The organism is Arthrobacter sp. BPSS-3, assembly GCF_044628475.1.
Taxonomy (GTDB): Bacteria; Actinomycetota; Actinomycetes; order Actinomycetales; family Micrococcaceae; genus Arthrobacter.
The window spans coordinates 1-15411 of the sequence record NZ_JBIMMV010000003.1 but is presented as its reverse complement, the minus strand read 5'-3'; the positions used below and the strand labels follow the sequence as shown (position 1 = coordinate 15411).

The following is a 15411-nucleotide window of genomic DNA, read 5'->3' as shown; positions in this document are numbered from 1 at the left end:
AGCATGGCTGACAACGAGATCAAAAAGGGCCTTGCCGGCGTCGTGGTGGACTACACCGCGGTGTCCAAGGTCAACCCGGAAACCAACTCGCTGCTGTATCGCGGCTACCCCGTCCAGGAGCTGGCCGCCAAGTGCAGTTTCGAGGAGGTGGCTTACCTGCTCTGGAACGGCGAGCTGCCGACCGACGGGCAGCTGGCGGAGTTCACCGCCAAGGAGCGCGCCGGGCGTGCACTGGACCCGGTGCTGAAGACCGTCATCGACGCCCTTCCCGTCACGGCGCACCCGATGGATGTCTGCCGGACGGCGGCGTCGGTGCTGGGCGCCCGGCACCCGCTGGCGGAGGACTCCTCCCGGGAGGCCAACATGGCCAAGGCCGTGGATCTGTTCGCCGCGATGCCGGCTGTGGTGGCGTATGACCAGCGCCGGCGGCACGGTCAGGAACCAGTGGAGCCCCGCGATGACCTGGGCTACTCTGCCAACTTCCTCTGGATGGCGTTCGGCGAGGAGCCGGTCCAGGAAGTCGTCGAGGCGTTCAACGTCTCGATGATCCTGTACGCGGAGCACTCCTTCAACGCCTCGACCTTCACCGCGCGCGTGATCACCTCGACGCTCTCCGACCTGCACTCGGCCGTGACCGGGGCGATCGGGGCGCTCAAGGGACCGCTGCACGGCGGCGCCAACGAGGCCGTCATGCACACCTTCGACGAGATCGGCATCCGCCACGAAGAGTCGCTGGAGGAGGCCGCCGCCCGGGCCAAGGCCTGGATGGAGGACGCCCTGGCCAAGAAGAAGAAGGTCATGGGCTTCGGCCACCGCGTCTACAAGCACGGTGACTCCCGCGTCCCGACCATGAAGGCTGCGCTGGACAAGATGATCGCCCACTACGGACGGCCCGAGCTGCTGGGGCTCTACAACGGGCTGGAGACCGCCATGGACGAGGCCAAGGCCATCAAGCCGAACCTCGACTACCCCGCAGGGCCGACCTACCATCTGATGGGCTTCGACACCCCGACGTTCACTCCCCTGTTCGTTGCCAGCCGGATCACCGGCTGGACGGCGCACATCATGGAGCAGCTCGACTCGAACTCCCTGATCCGCCCGCTGAGCGAGTACAACGGCGTGGAAGAGCGGCACGTGCCGTAACTCCCGTCGCGCTTCCCCGCCTCAGGCGGTAAAGCAAAGACAGCGGCCCGGCCACCCCTTCTGGGTGGCCGGGCCGCTGTGTTTGCTCCGGTTTCAGGTGGGGCGCCGGGGCTAGCCCTGGGTGACCTTCAGCGAGGTGATCATGCGCTTGGCGTTGAGGTACTCGGCGCTCTGCATGTAGGCCCGGGCGTCGTCCATCGTGGGGAAGGACTTGGGACCCTTGTGGCCGGGGATCTGCTGCTGGACTCCGGTGTTCACCTGGTAGGCGTCCGCGAAGGAGAAGAGCGGCGAGTCGGAGGGCCCGCTGACGATGTTGTAGAACATGCAGGTGCTGCCGTTTTGGCCGGCCGGGGAGCTGGTGAGCCCGTAGGACGCCGTGACGTGGTCAGCTTCCTGCAGGGCGCGGAAGGCGAACCTCGGGCTCACGGAGCCCTTAGTCGGCTGGTAGGGGATGTCGACGTTGACCGAGTCGAGGACGGTGTAGGGCACCGGCCCCTCGCAGGCTCCGCCGACGCCGCCCGACGGTCCGGAGTGCAGGGACGCCACGATCACGCCGGATTCGTCGGCAACCTCCACGTCCGTCGACCCGGTATTGGCGGGCGGGGCCTGGGTCGCCGTCCAGGTTCCGGGGTACTCAAAGCTGATCCGGCGGTCGGCGCTGGTGAACGTCCGCCAGTCGGCGGCGGCGTCGGTGGGCGGCTGGGTGTTTGCTGCGGCCGGGGTCGTGGCCGTGGCGGTGGGTGTTGCCGTTTGGGACGGGGCCGCCGCGGCACTGGTCGACGGCGTGGCGGCGCGCGTCGTCGGGGTTTCGGAGGGCGCCGGTGACGAGGCTGCCGCGGGCGCCTTGGACCCCATGGTCGCTGCGACGGCTACGCCGCCTCCCACCGCTGCCAGGGCGAGCACGACGACGGCGGCGGCAAGCGGCCAGCGCCGTCGGGCGTCGCCCGGAGAGTCCCCGCGGTCTGCAGAGTCGGGATAGTCGCCGTCGTCGTCGCCGGGGAGGTGAAGGTTGTTGCCGCTCATGCCGGGCCTCCAGGGTGCGCGGATCAGGTGCCGGCGGATCCGGCATTTTCACGCCTAGGCTACCGGCCCGCCGAATGACTGCCGGTCTCGCCCCGCCGGGCGGCATCGTTTCCCGGCGGGAAGCGTGTTAGCGCTGCGCCCCGGCGGCCCCCTGCGTACCCTTCCCTTGCTCATCGGGGTAGCGGACGGAGGCCACCGTTTCGTTGTCGTCATTCAGGACGACGACGACGTCGATCGTCTCGCCGGAGAGCGCCGGCGGCAGCCAGTGTTCGGCGTCCTGCCACATGCGCTCCAAGGGCAGCTCGGTGGTGCTGAACCATTCCGGGGTGATCTCGCGGCTCTCGGCGGGTTCGCCGTCCCAGCGCCGGGTGGTGAAGAGCCGGCAGGACATGTTCCACTCGGGTCGGGCCGGGAAGACGAACTCCACGAGGCCTGCGTGGCTGAGGTCGGGTTCGGCAACGATCAGCCCGGTTTCCTCGAAAACCTCGCGGACGACAGCCTGGGCGTCGGTCTCCCCGGGTTCGACGTGGCCGCCGATACCCACAATTTTTCCCAGCCCGAACCCGGTCCGCTTCAGGCCCAATAGCACCTCGGTCCCGTCGGGCGTGTCCCGGAGGGCGAAGCAGAGGGTCACCGGTGCGGCTGTCATGGTTCCAGCCTAGTAGCCGCTCTCCAGGCGGCTCTATTTGCCGGCCGGACCTTCGCCGACCAACTGCGGCCGCAGAGTGACCGGGATCCCCTTCTCGGCAAACTCCTTGTCCATGGCCTGCTGCGCCGTCAGCCCCTGGTTGTTCAGCGCCTGGAACTCCCAGTTGTAGACCGTGGCCGAGGGTTGGCGGACATCCCAGAGGAAGCGGCCATTCTGGAGTTTGGCGAGCCGGAACCATGCGTTCCCGCCGTCGAGCTTGAGTGCCTGCCCGCCTTCATCGGAGATCACGTAGGCGAGCCAACCGTCGGCGCAGCCGAGCACGGTGTAGTACCGCTTCTCCGCGGCGGGGATCGGCAGGATTGTGGGCTGTCGGTCGTTGCGCAGCTGGTCGATGTTCGCCGGCGTGCAGGCCACCCCCCCGGTGCTGGGCGGGGCGGTCTGGCTGGGGGTAGCCGGCACCGGAGACGTCGGCGACGGCGTCGGTGAAGCAGGCGACGGCGACGGCGTGGCGGGGGCGCTCTCACTGATCGTGATGTTCGGCCCGGCCGGCACAGGCAGCGCGGGTCCGGGCGCCGTCGGGAAGTTCCCGCCCACGACGACGGCGCCTGCCACCGCCGCGGCGGCGAGGCCGGCCACTGCCGCGGCGGCAATCCTGGTACGGCGTCGCCGGGTGGCCTCGCGGTGCGCGGAGGCGGCCCGCGGCATTGTGACCACGTTCGGGTCCGTGGACGTCACCTCCGAGCGGAGGACCCCGCGGTCCGGGACCGTGACCGACGGCTTGATGTCCTTCATGAGCTGTTCGATGCGGTCCATGGCTAGTCTCTCCGTTCTGTCATGAGGTGGGCGGGTGCGGCATTCGCGAAGGCACGCCGGGCCCTGTGCAGCCGGACGCCGGCGGCCGAGACCGAACAGCCGAGGGCTGCGGCCAGTTCGGCGCCGCTGAGATCCTCCCAGTAAGTCAGCATGAGGATGTCGCGGTCCTTGTCCCGGAGTTTCATCAACACGGCTGCTACGACGGAGCGCTGGTCGCCGGCGGTGGTGACGTCCTCGGTGCGCGCCTCCTCGGCGAGTCGTTCGAACAGTTCCTGCCGACGTCGGCGGCCCTTGTATTCGTTGCCGAGGACGTTGCGTGCGGTTGCCAGGAGCCAGCCGATGCCGGGCGGTTCAGGCAACTGTTTCTCCCAGGCGATGCGGAAGACGTCCGCGGCGAGCTCCTCGGCCCGGTGGGCGTCGTTGATGCGGCGGGCGATGTAGCCGTAGACACGGGCGGCGTGCTGGTCATGCAGCTCAATGAATGCCTGCTCCTTCGCAGCCAACATGATGTTTCCCCCGAACAATCGATGACGTGGTTCTACCCAATCAGTGTCCCGGGGCGCCCGGATCCTTACACACGGGCGTGTCGAAAATCAGGCGCAGTGCCGCAACGTCTGGGGAACGCGCCGGAGAGCCCAGGCAGGCTAGCCCAGGGCGCGCGGGTGTGCGGCGGCGTAGATTTCGCGCAGCGTGTCGGCGGTGACCAGGGTGTAGACCTGCGTGGTGGTGACCGAGGCGTGCCCCAGCAGTTCCTGCACCACGCGGACGTCGGCGCCGCCCTCCAGCAGGTGGGTCGCGAAAGAGTGCCGCAGCGTGTGCGGGGAGACGTCCTTGGTGATGTTGGCCTTCTCGGCAGCCGTTTTCAGGATGGTCCAGGCGCTTTGGCGGCTGATCCGGCCGCCGCGGGCGTTGAGGAACAGCGCGGGTGTGCCCTTGCCCTTAGCCGCGAGGAGCGGCCGGCCCCGGACCAGGTAGGCGTCGAGCGCGCGGGCACCGTAGGACCCCAGCGGCACCAGCCGCTCCTTGGAGCCCTTGCCGAAGAGGCGCACGATCGCCGGCCCCCCGCCGTCGTCGGGAGCGCTCCCGGCCAGTGCGATGTCGTCCACGTCCAGTCCGACCGCCTCGCTGATGCGGGCACCCGTGGAGTAGAGGAATTCCAGCAACGCCCGGTCGCGCAGGCCGGTGGCGGTGTCCGTACCCGCCGCCTCCAGGATGCGGGTCACCTCGTCCACCGTGATGGCCTTGGGCAGCCGTTTGCCGGGCATCGGCGGGTGGACGTCGCTGGCGGGATCGGTCGGGGTGAGGCCCTCCAGGGCCCAGAACTTGTGCAGCCCCCGGACCGCGACGACGGTGCGGGCGGCGGACCGGACGCCCAGCGCGGTCCCGCCGTCGGAGCCGTCGGAGAGGGCATGGACAAAGGCGGTGACGTCTCGCCGGGTGATGTCCTCGGGGCGGTTGCGCCCCGCGGCGGCCAGGTGCCGCGCGTAACGGGCCAGGTCCCGCCGGTACGCGGACAGGGTGTTGGCGGCCAGTCCGCGCTCGACCCCCATGTGCTGCAGGTAGTCGGTGATGGCGCGGTCGACGGCGGTGGGCGGCCGGGGGGCATCCGTGGTGGCGTCCGCGGCTGCCGGTGCCGCCGGGTCGGGAGCGGAGGCAGCCGCCGCGGGAGGCTCCGCCGCCAGCAGGCCGGTCATCCGCGCTGGCTGGGGTGCGCCGGCCAGGGCGCGTCCGCGGGCCGGAGCCGGTCGAAGCCGTCGGCCTTGGCCGCGGCAGCGGCGAGGATGCCGACGACGGCGGACGGGTTGTGCAGGCGCCCCTCCAGTACCGCTGTGACGGCCGCATCCAGCGGCAGCCAGTGCAGCTCGATCTCGGCCTCCTCGTCGGTGCGGACGTGCAGTTCGTGGCCGGGCACGTCACTCAGTCCACGGGCCAGGTAGATCCGGATCGCCTCGCTGGAGGAGCCCGGCGAGTTGAAGAAGTCGGCCAGCACGTTCCATTCCGCGGCCGCGAGGTCGGCTTCCTCGGCGAGTTCCCGGGCGGCGCCCGCCACGAAGTCCTCGCCCTCGACGTCGAGCAATCCGGCCGGGATCTCCCATAGCGCCATGCCCACCGGGTGCCGGTACTGCTTGATCAGGAGGATCTCGCCGTCGTCGTTCATCGGCAGCACGGCCACCGCGCCTGGGTGGTCGATGTAGTCCCGGGTCAGGGCGTCGCCGTCGTCATTCAGCTGGAAGCTGTCGCTGACCACGTCCCAGATCCGGCCCTCGTAGACCTTCTCGGACGACAAAAGACGGCGCGGGCTCGGCTCATCTGAAACCTGCCGTGCAGCATCATGGGTCTCAGACATTCCGGGCATCGCGCCGTCCTTTGATGTAGTTGGTGTTACTTGGCCTGCGCCGCGGCCTTTGCCGCCGGCTTGGCGGTACCCTGCTGGTGGTTGCCGTGCTGGTGGTCCAGGGCGGCCCGGACCAGGCCCGCGAACAGCGGGTGCGGGCGGGTCGGCCGGGAGCTCAGCTCCGGGTGGGCCTGGGTAGCGACGTAGTACGGGTGCACCTCGCGCGGAAGCTCCACGTACTCCACCAGCTTGCCGTCCGGGGAGGTACCGGAGAAGACCAGGCCCTGCGCCGCAATCTGGTCGCGGTACTTGTTGTTGACCTCGTAGCGGTGGCGGTGGCGTTCGCTGACCTTGGTGGTGCCGTAGGTCTCGGCCACGACCGAGCCTTCGTCCAGCTTGGCCTCGTACAGGCCCAGGCGCATGGTGCCGCCCAGGTCGCCCTTGCCGTCAACGATGTCCAGCTGCTCTTCCATCGTGGCGATGACCGGGTACTTGGAGTCCGGCTCGAACTCGGAGGAGGAGGCGCCCTCGAGGCCGACGACGTTGCGGGCGTACTCGATGACCATGCACTGCAGGCCCAGGCACAGGCCCAGGACCGGAAGCTTGGTTTCGCGGGCGAACTTCAGCGCGCCGAGCTTGCCTTCGAGGCCGCGGATGCCGAAGCCGCCGGGAACGCAGATGGCGTCGACGCCGGCCAGGGCCTTCTTGGCGCCGGCCTCGGTGTCGCACTCGTCCGAGGGGACCCAGCGGATCTTGACCTTGGTGTTGTTCGCGAAGCCGCCGGCGCGCAGCGCCTCGGTCACGGACAAGTAGGCGTCCGGCAGGTCGATGTACTTGCCGACCAGGGCGATCTCAACCTCGTGCTTGGGGTTGTGGACGGCCTCAAGCAGGGTATCCCAGCTGGTCCAGTCGACGTCCTTGAACGGCAGGTCCAGCGCGCGGACGATGTAGGAGTCCAGGCCCTGGGAGTGCAGCGTCTTGGGGATGTCGTAGATGCTCGGGGCGTCCGGGCAGCCGATGACGGCGTCGAGGTCGACGTCGCACATCCGGCCGATCTTGTCGCGCATCGCCTGGGGAACCTCGCGGTCCGAGCGGATCACGATCGCCTCGGGCTGGATACCGATGGAGCGGAGCGCGGCCACGGAGTGCTGGGTCGGCTTGGTCTTCAGTTCCTGGGAAGGTCCGATGTACGGGACCAGGGAGACGTGCAGGAAGAAGACGTTGTTCCGGCCGATGTCCTGGCGGACCTGGCGGGCGGACTCGAGGAACGGCTGGGACTCGATGTCGCCGACCGTGCCGCCGATCTCGGTGATGATGACGTCCGGGGCGTTCTTGCCCTCGGCGGGCAGCCGCATGCGGCGCTTGATCTCGTCGGTGATGTGCGGGATGACCTGGACGGTGTCGCCGAGGTACTCGCCGCGGCGTTCCTTGGCGATCACGGTGGAGTAGACCTGGCCGGTCGTGACGTTGGCGGAACCCTCGAGGTTCTCATCGAGGAAGCGCTCGTAGTGCCCGACGTCGAGGTCGGTCTCGGCGCCGTCGTCAGTCACGAAGACTTCGCCGTGCTGGAAGGGGTTCATCGTGCCCGGATCCACATTCAGATAGGGATCGAGCTTTTGCATAGTTACAGACAAGCCGCGTGCCCGCAGGAGGTGGCCGAGGCTCGAAGCCGTCAGACCCTTTCCGAGCGAGGACGCCACACCGCCGGTGACGAAGATGTGTTTGGTCGTCTTGGACGAGCCCGGGAACCGGGAATTTACACGGGAATTTGATCGCTGCACCACGGAATTTGAGCCTATCATCAAATCGGTCTTCTGAGGGTCCGAATCGCGCCGCTGTGATGGTCATCCCAGCGGCGCGCGGGATCACGCCTGCCGCGGCAGGAGCTTCGCGTCGTCAAGCAGTTCCTGGGCGTGGGCGCGGGCCGACTCGGAGTCCTCCTGGCCGGCCAGCATGCGGGCGAGTTCGCGGACGCGCTCGGACTCATCCAGGAGCTGCACGTCGCTGGAGGTGAAGCCGGTGGCAGTGGCGCCGTCGGATCCCCGGACGGAGGTCTTGGTGACACGGATGTGCTGGTTGGCGAAGGCCGCCACCTGGGGCAGGTGGGTGACCACCAGGACCTGGACGTGCCGGGCGAGCATGGCCAGCCGGCGGCCGATCTCGACGGCGGCACGGCCGCCCACGCCGGCGTCGACCTCGTCGAAGACGAAGGTGGGGACCGGGTCGACGGCGGCGAGCACCACCTCGATCGCAAGCATCACCCGGGAGAGTTCACCGCCCGAGGCGCCCTTGCCGAGCGGGCGGGCAGGGGCGCCCGAGTGCGGCTGGAGGAGGAACGCGATCTCGTCGGCGCCGTAGGGCCCGAGGCCGTCCCCGGCTTCGATATTGATCACCAGCGTGGCGTCGGCCATGGCCAGGGCGGTCAGCTCGGCACTGACGCGGGCGGCGAGGTCCTTGGCCGCCTTCTTGCGAGCCTTGCTGATTGCCGCGGCCTGCTTGGTCAGTTCGGCCTCGGAGCGGACGACGTCGGCCTCCAGGGCTTCGATCCGGGTCGAGTCGTCCTGCAGCTCGGTGAAGCGTTCCCGCGCCTGGTCGGCCCAGACCAGCACTTCGTCGATGCTCGGCGCGTATTTGCGCACCAGTGCGGCCAGCGCGGCGCGGCGGTCCTCGATCTGGGCGAGCCGCTCGGGGCCCTCGGTGTCGAGGCCGGCCTGGTAGCTGGCAAGCTCGCCGGCGATGTCGTTGAGCAGGAAGCCCACCTCGGCCAGCCGGGCGGCCGCCGAACCGAGCTCGGCGTCGTGCTCGGCGACGTGTTCCAGGGTGCGTTTGGCGGCGTCCACCAGCGTGGTGGCGTCGGCTTCCTCGCCGAAGTCCTCGCTGATCAGGGCCTGGTGCGCGGTGCTCGCGGCGATCCGCAGCTCCTCGACGTTGGCGAGCTTGACCGCCTCGGCCTTGAGGGCCTCGTCCTCGCCGGGCTGCGGCTCCACGGCGTCTATCTCGGCCAGGGCGGCCTCCAGCGATTCGGCCTCGCGGAGCCGTTCCCGCGCCGCGTTGCGCAGCTCGTCCAGCTCGGCCTGGCTGCCCTTCCAGTGGGTGTAGAGCTGCTGGTAGGCGGCGAGCGTCCTGGCGAGCGGCTCCCCCGCGAACTTATCCAGCGCCTCCCGCTGCGCCACGGCGCTCTTGAGCCGGATCTGGTCGGATTGTCCGTGGACCACCACCAGGGCCCCACCGATCTCGGCGAGCACCCCCACGGGGGCGGTCCGGCCGCCCAGGTAGGCGCGGCTGCGCCCGTCGGCACCGACGCTGCGGGCCAGGAGCAGCTCGGCGCCGCCGTCGAACTCCTCGACCTCGGCGCCGGCCTCACGGGCGCGTTCGACGGCGGCGTGGCCGGCGTCGAGTTTGAGAACCGCCTCGGCGGAGGCGCTCTTGGCGCCGCTGCGAACGGCCCCGGCGTCGGACCGGGCACCGAGGAGAAGGCCGACGGCGGTGACCACCATGGTCTTGCCGGCACCGGTCTCGCCGGTCACCACGCTCAGGCCGGGGCCGAGCGGGAGGGTGGCGTCCGTGATGACACCGAGGTCGCGGATTCGCAGTTCTTCAAGCATGGGTCACTTCGCAGTCGAGGGATCGGTGGGGTCGGGCAGCGGCATCGGCCGGGGCGTCCGCACCACGGGCATCGGGCCGGTGGGGATGGCGTCCGGTTGCGGCACCGGGCCGCGCCAGCCCTGGATGGGGAGCTCGAACTTCCTGACCAGGCGGCCGGAGAACGGGGTCTGGTGGGTGCGTGCCAGCCGGACCGGGGTGGCGGATCGGGTGACCTCCACGCGGGCACCCGGGGGCAGGTCCACTGACCGGCGTCCGTCGCACCAGAGCACGCCCTGGGCGTCCGTCCGGCCGAGGATCTCGACGGCCAGCCGGGAGCGGGGCGAGACCACCAGCGGCTTGGCGAACAGTGCGTGGGCGCTGATGGGGACGATCACCAGGGCCTCCACCTCCGGCCACACCACCGGGCCGCCAGCGGAGAAGGCGTAGGCGGTGGAGCCGGTGGGGGTGGCGAGGACGACGCCGTCGCAGCCGAAGGAGGTCAGGGGGCGTTCGTCCACCTCCGTGACCACCTCGAGCATCCGTTCGCGGTTGCCCTTCTCGATCGCCGCCTCGTTCAGCGCCCAGGTGTGCCAAATCTTCTGGCCCCGGACCCACACCTGGACGTCGATCGTCATCCGCTCCTCCACCGTGTACTGGCGGCTGGCGATCCAGTCCACGGTCTGGGCGAGGTCTGCGCGCTCACTCTCGGCCAGGAAGCCCACGTGCCCGAGGTTCACGCCCAGCATCGGCACGTCCACCTCGCGCACCAGTTCCGCGGCGCGCAGGATGGTCCCATCACCGCCGAGCACCATGACGAGTTCGACGTCGTGCAGCTTCACGTGGTCGTGCAGGACCTCCACGGGCTGGTCCAGCCGGCCGTAGAAACGCACCATGTCGCCGAGTTCGGACTTCTGCATCACGGGCACGATGCCTGCGGCGTGCAGCATGGCGCACGCGTCCCAGGCGGCCTTGAGGGAGTCCTCGCGGCCGGTGTGGGCAAGGATGAGGACACGCCTGCTCATCAGGTTCCGCCTTCTACTGCTTCGATTGCTGCATGGGCTGCTGGTTAGGTCCAGATGGTTCCAAGGAGCGCGGCCAGGGCCGCGTCCCGCTCCTCGATCTTAGGCAGGTCCGCCCGGATCGCGCGTTTTATCCACAGGAAGTACTCGACGTTTCCGTCCTGCCCCGGCAGGGGGCTCTGCGCCAGCCCGGCCAGTTCCAGTCCGGCGTCCAGGGCCGCGGCGGCCACCTTTTCGACGGCGAGGCGCCGTTCCCGTTCGGAGGTGACGACGCCGGTGCGGCCCAGTCGGTCCTTGCCGATCTCAAATTGTGGTTTGACCATCAGGACCAGATCCCCGCCGGGTTCGGTGCAGGCAGCCAGCGGCGCCACCACCAGGGTCAAGGAGATGAAGGACAGGTCCGCCACGGTGAGCGCGGCCGGCCCTCCGATGGTTTCCGGGGTCATGTACCGGACGTTCAGGCCCTCGTGCACGGAGACCCGCGGGTCGTTGCGGATCTTCGGGACCAGCTGGTCGTGGCCGACGTCCACCGCCACCACGTGCTCCGCGCCCCGGCGCAGCAGCACCTCGGTGAAGCCCCCCGTGGAGGCGCCGGCGTCGAGGCAGCGCTTCCCCTCGACGGCGACGGCGGGGAAGGCGTCGAGGGCGCCGGCGAGCTTGTGCGCGGCGCGGCTGACGTAGTCATCCCCCGGGGTGGCGGCGACGTCCAGGCCGGTCGCGTCATCCACCTGCTGCGAGGCCTTGGCCAGGACGGTGCCCGCCGAACTGACCTTGCCGTCGGCGATCAGCCGGGCCGCGTGGGTGCGGGAGCGGGCGAGTCCGCGGCTGACCAGCGCCTGATCCAGCCGGGTCACGCGCGGGCCTCCCCCGTCATTTCCTCATTCAGGGCGTCGGCCAGCGCGTCGTGCAGGGCCCCATAGACGTCGCCGTGGTCGGCTACCGGCAGGTGCGCGAGCGTGTCCAGAGGTTCGAGCAGCGCCTCGACGGCGGGGTCGGCGGCCAGCGGTGCGTCCGCCGTACGCTCGGGCCAGTCCGGCTGGATGTCACCGACGCCGGGTGCGCCCGCAGGTGCGGGCTCGGCGGGGCGGGGCGATTCGATCATGCCTTTCAGTCTAGTGACCGGTCCAGTGCAGCTCCGGCGCCTGGGCGGTGGCGGCCTCCGGGGTGGCGGCCCACCACGCGGCACAGCCGGCGCGCCAGGCATCGAGGTCCGCGGGGTCCCCCGTGATGCGCAGGACCGTGCCGTCCACGACGGCGGTGGCGGCGCCGCAGCGGAACCCTGCCCCGCCGTCGTGCTCGATGTCCGGGTAGTGCTGGAAGAGTCCGTCGAGGTCCTCGATCAAGTAGCCGGGGCGTTCGGCGGTCCGGGCGGCGAGGATGCTCTCGCGGGTGTCGACGCCGGTCAGGACCGCCACGGTGGCGAATCCGGCGTTGTTGCCGCCGAGGATGTCGGTGTCCAGGCGGTCACCGACCACCAGGGGCCGTTCCGCGGCGAGCCGCTTGGCGGCGGTGTGGAAGAGCGGTGCCTCGGGTTTGCCTGCGACCAGCGGCGTGCTGCCGGTGGCGGAGGCGACGGCGGCCACGAGGGTGCCGTTGCCGGGCGCGATGCCGCGGGCCTGCGGGATCGACAGGTCCGTGTTGGTGGCCACCCAGAGGGCGCCGGCGGCGACCACATAGGCCGCCTCGGCCAGGTCCTTCCAGCCCAGGTCCGGGTGGAAGCCCTGCACGACGGCCACGGGCTCGTCGGCCTGGCTGCGGACCGGTACCAGGCCCGCGAGTTCGATCTCGCGGGCGAGGGCGGGGCCGCCGGTGATGAGGACGCGGGAGCCCGGGGGCAGCTTGGCGGCCAGCAGTTCACCGGCGGCCTGCGAGGAACTAACTACCTGCTCATCCTCGGCGGGCGCGCCCAGTTCACGCAGGTGGGCGGCGACCTCGGCGGGGCTGCGCGACGCGTTGTTCGTCACGTAGCCCAGCCCGACGCCGATCCCCGCCAGCCGTCCCAGCGCCTCGACGGCACCGGGGATGGCGTGCGGTCCCGCGTAGACGACCCCGTCGAGGTCCGAAAGGAGCGCGTCGAAGCGCGAGATCAGCCAGTCGTGGTCCATCGGGGCCTAGTCCTCCGTGTGGTCCCGGTTGCCGGCGTGGTCCTCGTGGCCGGTGTTGTCTTCGTGGCCGGCCAGCTCGTCGGCTTCCACCGAATCCTCGTCGGATTCGGCGTCGTCGGACTCGAAGAAGCCGGCTTCTTCGTCGTCGGAACCGGAGTCGACGTCGTCGGCCCGGCCTTCGGTGTTCTCCGGCAGGCCGGCGACCGCGGCGGCGCTGGCGGCCCGCGGGGCCTCGTCAGCGGTGATGCCAGCCTGGCGGTCCGCCTGCTCCTTCAGGAGACGACGGCGGCGCTGCTCCTCGCGGGCTTCCTCCTCCTCATCCCAGCCGAGGTCGATGATGTCCGGTTCCTCGTCGACGCCGAGGCCGAGGGCGTTCTCGGCCACAACGGCCTGGCGCTGCCACTTGGCGGCCTCGGTTTCGCGGCCCACGGCCGTCAGCGCGTCCGCGTAGGCGCGGAACAGGCGGGGGCTGTAGGAGAAGGCGCGGTTGATGTCGAGCTGAGGGATCTCCAGCTCGGACACGGCGGCATCCAGCTGGCCGAGGTCGGTCCGGGCGCCGGCGGCCACGATGGCGAGTTCCACCTTGCCGGGGGCGTCCAGGTCCTTGGCTTCCTCCGAGCGGGCCATGTCGAGGGCACGGTCCGGACGGCCCAGGCCGCGTTCGCAGTCGGCCATGACGGGCAGATGCGTGTTGGAGCCACTGATCCGGCGGTAGGTGCGGAACTCGCGCAGGGCTTCGCCGTAGTGTCCGGCGGAGTAGGCGGTGAGGCCCACGGCTTCGCGGACGGCGGCGAGACGGCCGCCGCGGCGGCTGGCGGCGAGGGCGTGCTGGAAGGCCAGCTCGGGCTCGTCGTCGATCAGGCGGCCGGCCATGACCAAGTGGCGGGCCACCCAGGTCGCGCTGTTGTCCTCGAGGGTCTTGATCTGGTGCTGCGTGGCGCGGTCCAGTTCCTTGCCCGTGACGTCCTCGTCGATTTCGGGCGAACGGTCCCGGTCGGGGCGGTTGGCGCTGCGCAGGTCGGCGGCGTTGGGCTGGCGGACCGGACGGTCCTCCGCGCGGTCGCGGCCGAACTGGCGCGGCCCGGAGTCGCCACGATCGAAGCTGCGGGCAGGACGGTCCTCGCGGTCGCCGAAGGGCTTGCGGTTGTCTCCGCCGGAAAACGGCTTGCGGTCCCGGTCGCCACCAAAGCTACGGCGCTCACCATCACGAGCCGGACGATCACCAAACGGCTTACGATCACGATCACGATCGCCACCAAAGCTACGGCGCTCACCATCACGAGCCGGACGATCACCAAACGGCTTACGATCGTTCCCACCCGAGAAGGGCTTGCGGTCACGGTCGCCGAACGGCTTCCGGTCGCGGTCGCCACCGAAGCTGCGACGCTCACCATCACGAGCGGGACGGTCACCAAACGGCTTACGGTCACGATCGCCACCGAAGCTGCGACGCTCGCCATCACGAGCCGGACGATCGCCGTAAGGCTTACGGTCGTTCCCACCCGAGAAAGGCTTGCGGTCACGGTCGCCGAACGGCTTACGATCCCGGTCGCCACCGAAACTGCGACGCTCACCATCAGGGGCCGGACGGTCACCAAACGGCCTACGGTCACGATCGCCACCGAAGCTGCGACGCTCGCCATCACGAGCCGGACGATCGCCGTAAGGCTTACGGTCGTTCCCACCCGAGAAAGGCTTGCGGTCACGGTCGCCGAACGGCTTACGATCCCGGTCGCCACCGAAACTGCGACGCTCACCATCAGGGGCCGGACGGTCACCAAACGGCCTACGGTCACGATCGCCACCGAAGCTGCGACGCTCGCCATCACGAGCCGGACGATCGCCGTAAGGCTTACGGTCGTTCCCACCCGAGAAAGGCTTGCGGTCACGGTCGCCGAACGGCTTACGATCCCGGTCGCCACCGAAGCTGCGACGCTCACCGTCGCGGGCCGGACGCTCACCGTCTCGGGCCGGACGGTCACCGTACGGCCTGCGGTCACGATCATCCCGGCCGCGGAAGCCGCGGGGGTCGCCGCCGGAGTTGTTGGCCCGTCGGAATCCGCCGCCGCCGGCGTTACGGCCCCCGCCAAAGTTGCCGCGGTCGTCGCGGCCGCGGTTACCGTCGTTGTGATCAGCCATGCTGGATTCCTCCTGTTGTGAGCCGACCACTGGCGCAATCGCAGCCGCTCTGTTTTTCGTGTTTCGTTCCTACGCAACCCGAAATCAAGCGCTTCGAAGTCCGTACATCTCATTCAATTCTAGGCGAGGAGCACTCCCCCGGCTAACTGCCGGCGCCCCGTGGGCCCCGCGGTGGCACGCCTCACAGGGCGATGCCGGCCGGTCGCGCCCCGCATCACTTCTCCTCGCGGAAACGGCGGATACCGGCCCGGAGAGAGCAGAATGTCTGGACCCTCCAGGGCGACGGCGTGAGCAACCACGACGGCGCGCGGCCGGGTGGCGGGGGGCCAGGATTCTCGGTGAGGCCGGGGCGATGCGGGTGGACTACGTACGGGTGTGGGAGTAACCGGCGCTCTGTCTGAACCCTGTATGGGTGGTTAAAGTGGGAGAGCCTCCAACCGTGTGGTTGGAGGCTCTCGACCTGAATGATGTTCCGGCGGTGACCTACTCTCCCACACCCTCCCGGGTGCAGTACCATCGGCGCTGTGGGTCTTAGCTTCCGGGTTCGGAATGGGACCGGGCGTTTCCCCCACGCTATGACCGCCGTAACCCTGTTACCCG

Annotated in this window: 15 protein-coding genes and 1 rRNA gene; 2 read left to right on the top strand and 14 right to left on the bottom strand. The window is 69.9% G+C overall.

Annotation, left to right across the window (positions count from 1 at the left end; all coding sequences use genetic code 11):
- The first annotated feature begins 3 nt into the window (after positions 1-3).
- Positions 4-1143, top strand: a complete 1140-nt coding sequence (locus ACFVY3_RS05885; RefSeq protein WP_400159080.1) for a bifunctional 2-methylcitrate synthase/citrate synthase — start codon at positions 4-6, stop codon at positions 1141-1143.
- Between the two features lie 111 nt (positions 1144-1254).
- On the opposite strand, the gene ACFVY3_RS05880 is transcribed toward ACFVY3_RS05885, so the two are convergent.
- The 13 genes from ACFVY3_RS05880 to ACFVY3_RS05820 form a co-directional block, all read right to left on the bottom strand.
- Positions 1255-2166, bottom strand: coding sequence for a hypothetical protein (locus ACFVY3_RS05880; protein ID WP_400159079.1), 912 nt, complete (start codon positions 2164-2166; stop codon positions 1255-1257).
- A 127-nt stretch (positions 2167-2293) separates the two neighbouring features.
- Positions 2294-2815, bottom strand: coding sequence for an 8-oxo-dGTP diphosphatase (locus ACFVY3_RS05875; protein ID WP_400159078.1), 522 nt, complete (start codon positions 2813-2815; stop codon positions 2294-2296).
- Between the two features lie 33 nt (positions 2816-2848).
- Positions 2849-3628 carry a hypothetical protein gene (locus ACFVY3_RS05870; RefSeq protein ID WP_400159077.1) on the bottom strand — a complete coding sequence of 260 codons (780 nt, stop codon included), beginning with the start codon at positions 3626-3628 and terminating at the stop codon, positions 2849-2851.
- 2 nt (positions 3629-3630) lie between these two features.
- Positions 3631-4134, bottom strand: coding sequence for an RNA polymerase sigma factor (locus ACFVY3_RS05865; RefSeq protein WP_400159076.1), 504 nt, complete (start codon positions 4132-4134; stop codon positions 3631-3633).
- 138 nt (positions 4135-4272) lie between these two features.
- Positions 4273-5322 carry a site-specific tyrosine recombinase XerD gene (gene xerD, locus ACFVY3_RS05860; RefSeq protein ID WP_400159075.1) on the bottom strand — a complete coding sequence of 350 codons (1050 nt, stop codon included), beginning with the start codon at positions 5320-5322 and terminating at the stop codon, positions 4273-4275.
- Complete coding sequence (locus ACFVY3_RS05855) at positions 5319-5984, bottom strand: NUDIX domain-containing protein (protein ID WP_400159074.1); 666 nt, start codon at positions 5982-5984, stop codon at positions 5319-5321. Before ACFVY3_RS05855 ends, xerD begins: the two co-directional genes overlap by 4 nt.
- 26 nt (positions 5985-6010) lie before the next feature.
- Positions 6011-7765 carry a CTP synthase gene (locus tag ACFVY3_RS05850; RefSeq protein WP_400159073.1) on the bottom strand — a complete coding sequence of 585 codons (1755 nt, stop codon included), beginning with the start codon at positions 7763-7765 and terminating at the stop codon, positions 6011-6013.
- Positions 7766-7828: 63 nt separating this feature from the next.
- Positions 7829-9568: a DNA repair protein RecN gene (gene recN, locus ACFVY3_RS05845; RefSeq protein WP_400159072.1), complete on the bottom strand. Its 1740-nt coding sequence runs from the start codon at positions 9566-9568 to the stop codon at positions 7829-7831.
- A gap of 3 nt (positions 9569-9571) precedes the next feature.
- Complete coding sequence (locus ACFVY3_RS05840) at positions 9572-10570, bottom strand: NAD kinase (RefSeq protein WP_290258243.1); 999 nt, start codon at positions 10568-10570, stop codon at positions 9572-9574.
- Positions 10571-10614: 44 nt separating this feature from the next.
- Positions 10615-11421 carry a TlyA family RNA methyltransferase gene (locus ACFVY3_RS05835; RefSeq protein ID WP_400159071.1) on the bottom strand — a complete coding sequence of 269 codons (807 nt, stop codon included), beginning with the start codon at positions 11419-11421 and terminating at the stop codon, positions 10615-10617.
- Entirely contained in the window at positions 11418-11669 is a 252-nt protein-coding gene (locus ACFVY3_RS05830; RefSeq protein WP_400159070.1) for a hypothetical protein, read from the bottom strand. The genes ACFVY3_RS05835 and ACFVY3_RS05830 overlap by 4 nt, the downstream gene beginning before the upstream one ends.
- A gap of 10 nt (positions 11670-11679) precedes the next feature.
- Positions 11680-12672: an HAD-IIA family hydrolase gene (locus tag ACFVY3_RS05825; RefSeq protein WP_400159069.1), complete on the bottom strand. Its 993-nt coding sequence runs from the start codon at positions 12670-12672 to the stop codon at positions 11680-11682.
- A gap of 6 nt (positions 12673-12678) precedes the next feature.
- On the bottom strand, positions 12679-13545 hold the full coding sequence (locus tag ACFVY3_RS05820; protein WP_290258247.1) for a hypothetical protein: 867 nt from the start codon (positions 13543-13545) through the stop codon (positions 12679-12681).
- On the opposite strand from ACFVY3_RS05820, the gene ACFVY3_RS05815 reads away from it, so the two are divergent.
- Entirely contained in the window at positions 13498-14832 is a 1335-nt protein-coding gene (locus ACFVY3_RS05815) for a hypothetical protein (RefSeq protein ID WP_400159068.1), read from the top strand. The two genes, ACFVY3_RS05820 and ACFVY3_RS05815, sit on opposite strands and share 48 nt — an antisense overlap.
- A 449-nt stretch (positions 14833-15281) precedes the next feature.
- Here the strand turns inward: ACFVY3_RS05815 and rrf are convergent.
- Positions 15282-15398, bottom strand: a 5S ribosomal RNA gene (rrf, locus tag ACFVY3_RS05810).
- Positions 15399-15411: the final 13 nt, after the last annotated feature.

Excerpts from the sequence above, each read along its gene's own strand:
- ACFVY3_RS05885 (WP_400159080.1), top strand. The coding sequence starts at position 4 with ATGGCTGACAACGAGATCAAAAAGGGCCTTGCCGGCGTCGTGGTGGAC.
- ACFVY3_RS05880 (WP_400159079.1), bottom strand. The coding sequence starts at position 2,166 with ATGAGCGGCAACAACCTTCACCTCCCCGGCGACGACGACGGCGACTAT.
- ACFVY3_RS05875 (WP_400159078.1), bottom strand. The coding sequence starts at position 2,815 with ATGACAGCCGCACCGGTGACCCTCTGCTTCGCCCTCCGGGACACGCCC.
- ACFVY3_RS05870 (WP_400159077.1), bottom strand. The coding sequence starts at position 3,628 with ATGGACCGCATCGAACAGCTCATGAAGGACATCAAGCCGTCGGTCACG.
- ACFVY3_RS05865 (WP_400159076.1), bottom strand. The coding sequence starts at position 4,134 with ATGTTGGCTGCGAAGGAGCAGGCATTCATTGAGCTGCATGACCAGCAC.
- xerD (WP_400159075.1), bottom strand. The coding sequence starts at position 5,322 with ATGACCGGCCTGCTGGCGGCGGAGCCTCCCGCGGCGGCTGCCTCCGCT.
- ACFVY3_RS05855 (WP_400159074.1), bottom strand. The coding sequence starts at position 5,984 with ATGCCCGGAATGTCTGAGACCCATGATGCTGCACGGCAGGTTTCAGAT.
- ACFVY3_RS05850 (WP_400159073.1), bottom strand. The coding sequence starts at position 7,765 with ATGATAGGCTCAAATTCCGTGGTGCAGCGATCAAATTCCCGTGTAAAT.
- recN (WP_400159072.1), bottom strand. The coding sequence starts at position 9,568 with ATGCTTGAAGAACTGCGAATCCGCGACCTCGGTGTCATCACGGACGCC.
- ACFVY3_RS05840 (WP_290258243.1), bottom strand. The coding sequence starts at position 10,570 with ATGAGCAGGCGTGTCCTCATCCTTGCCCACACCGGCCGCGAGGACTCC.
- ACFVY3_RS05830 (WP_400159070.1), bottom strand. The coding sequence starts at position 11,669 with ATGATCGAATCGCCCCGCCCCGCCGAGCCCGCACCTGCGGGCGCACCC.
- ACFVY3_RS05825 (WP_400159069.1), bottom strand. The coding sequence starts at position 12,672 with ATGGACCACGACTGGCTGATCTCGCGCTTCGACGCGCTCCTTTCGGAC.
- ACFVY3_RS05820 (WP_290258247.1), bottom strand. The coding sequence starts at position 13,545 with ATGGCCGGCCGCCTGATCGACGACGAGCCCGAGCTGGCCTTCCAGCAC.